Raw genomic sequence first — 2,411 nt, 5'->3', positions numbered from 1 at the left:
ATGCGCCAGGCATCCGACCGTTCATCGCGCCGAGCGTCAGCCGATATCCGGTGCTTCAGCACGTACGAACAGCGCGGGCAGGAAGGGCAGCACGCTGGAACCCACGGCCTGTCATCCCCGCTGAGCACTGCCCGACCGTCGGGGCGCATCCATGCCGGGCGCATCCACGAAGGCCAGTCGCTCAACTCCTCAGCCGTGCCCGGAATCTCACGCACCCTGAATCCGATCAGCGTGCGCCCGTCGTTGAGTTTGTGGGCAGCCCCCCTCTTCCGGGCCCATCCCTTCTCGGAGAGGTACCCCCCTATGTCATCGGGGCACTGAATGCACATACCCGCTCCCAGGGGCACGCCGTCAATGCGCACCCCTGAGAGCAGTTCAACGAACATGAGAGTCAGGCCAGTTCGGCAAGCTCAGCGGAGAGAAGCCACTCAGCCTCACTCTTCGGAACGCCGTACGTCTCGCCATTCTGAAGAACGTGCGACGGGATGCCATCAGTGGTCGGGCCATAGCTCATGTAACCGGTCATGCGAACGGTCACGGTCGGCTCATCGGCGTTGAAGAAAGACATGGTGGGGAACTCCTCTTAGACAGTAACGGTGATCTTGCAGACGGCAGCGGCATTCGGCACGGCGATAGCGGCACGGGCGATAGCACGCACGGCGGTTCCGTCCTTGAGGAATCCGAACTGGTCCGAAACCTGGAATCCGGCATCCTTGCGCCAGATCGCAAATATCTGGTCTGCCTCATAGGTGAGAACATCCGTGAGCGGCATGAACGAAGAGATCCACACGGGAACCCCCAGAATCGACCGCTGAACGCCAGCCGTAGGGGAACCTGCCGACTCGCTCAGAAGCGGCTTCAGCGAACCGGACGTTTCCCGAAGCGCCATGAGTCCGGCCCATGTGGTCGGGTGCATCACCACGGCCGTGGCCTTCGAGTTCACCGCTTCGAGCTTTCCGAATGCAGCAACGAAGGCGTCAAGGTCCTTGAATCCGCCCGTCACCGCGTGAGTCTGGATTCCCGGAGTATTCGCGATACCCACGAATCCCTTGTTGGCTCCCGTGCCCACCAGTGCCTCACGGTCGAAACCGAGAGAGACCGACCGCATCAGCGACTTGGCCACCGGGTCCATGAATGCCGAGCCCCCGTCCTCCACAAGCTCATTGGCGAGCATGTCAGCGGCGGCGATCTTCTTCGGGGTCGCCTTCAGCGGCTCAGCCCCGAAACCACCCGTGGGAAGGTCGTCAAGCTCTCCCACGAATCCGGCCGTGAAGTCGGAACGAATCACGGGGAATGAGTAGGTCTCTGCGTTCGTCTGCACCCGGTTCACGCCGGACGCCATGACGACGGACTGAGGGGCGAGAAGGTCAACGAACTTCTTCGCCATGTCTTCCGGGCTGAATGCCTTGCCGGTGCCTGGCGTGGTGATCCCACGGGAAATCTCGACCGAGCGCGCCAGAAGCTCACCAGGGATAATCCCCACGCCTACCGGCTGCCCGATCGGAAGGCCGCGCGTGGTGCCCATCTGCTGTAGCGGGGAGTTCACCCGCATGGCCATTTCCTCAGCGGCAGATGCGGAAATGTGCCTCTTGGCGGTCGTGTCGTGCTCCGCGATCTGGTCCAGAAGGCTGGACTCCTCCTTACGCTCAGCGGCGGAAAGCGCCCGGTTCCCGATCTTCTCGGCAAACGCGCGGAGCTTGTCGGAAGCGGTCTGCCGCTTCTCCATAGCGATCCGCGCTATCTCGGCATGACTCAACTGACACACCCCTTGTGTAGTGGCAGCAAAAAGGCACGAACCCAGGAAGTGAAGGGCCGTGCCGGCTGCGGGTTAGCGGGGGATTTCGGAACGTCCCCTCACCTGTATTAGTAAATGTCTACGCGGCACTACTCGAAGCACGATTCTTCGCCGCCCACTCGCGCTTACGCTGCCTGGTTCGCTCCGCCCTGCACTTGTCGGAGCACATCAGCGGCCAACGGCGCTTCTGTCCTTCGGGGCGCTTCTGCTCGTACGTCTTGCCGCACACTTCGCATTCACCGGTGAACACCTTCACGCCATCCACCACGCGAATAGTGCCGCCCTTCGTCACCCAGGACATGGGGCGAGCCTCACGACGACGAATGATGAGCCGGGACCTCAGCACGTCATTACGAAGCGCGGGCGGAAACTCCCACAGAGGCCGGAACGGATCAGCTATCAACCGGTACCCGCCACGGGCGAAGCCAGCGCGCACGTCCACAGGCCCGCTCTCCCCCTGCATCGAACGGGCGGTATCCCACTTCATGAACGCCCGCACAAGCTCAGGGTTCACGTGCTCGGTGAGTTCGTCAGGGGTGTCAATGATGGCGTCAATCTCGTTCTCAGTCACGCCAGTTGGGTTGTAGTACACGCGGGAATCTCCTGTCAGAGGGCA

The 2,411-nt window shown here is 62.2% G+C and carries 3 protein-coding genes; all 3 read right to left on the bottom strand.

Annotation, left to right across the window (positions count from 1 at the left end; all coding sequences use genetic code 11):
* Positions 1-391: 391 nt before the first annotated feature.
* Positions 392-568 carry a hypothetical protein gene (locus tag QK442_RS36020; RefSeq protein WP_282698358.1) on the bottom strand — a complete coding sequence of 59 codons (177 nt, stop codon included), beginning with the start codon at positions 566-568 and terminating at the stop codon, positions 392-394.
* Positions 569-583: 15 nt separating this feature from the next.
* Positions 584-1,756 carry a phage major capsid protein gene (locus tag QK442_RS36015; RefSeq protein WP_282698357.1) on the bottom strand — a complete coding sequence of 391 codons (1,173 nt, stop codon included), beginning with the start codon at positions 1,754-1,756 and terminating at the stop codon, positions 584-586.
* Between the two features lie 118 nt (positions 1,757-1,874).
* Positions 1,875-2,411, bottom strand: a 537-nt coding sequence (locus QK442_RS36010) for a hypothetical protein (protein WP_282698356.1), incomplete at its 5' end; no start/stop codon positions are given.

This window comes from Streptomyces sp. CC208A (assembly GCF_030010625.1).
In the GTDB taxonomy this organism is placed as follows: Bacteria; Actinomycetota; Actinomycetes; order Streptomycetales; family Streptomycetaceae; genus Streptomyces.
This window is presented reverse-complemented; position numbering and strand designations above follow the sequence as displayed.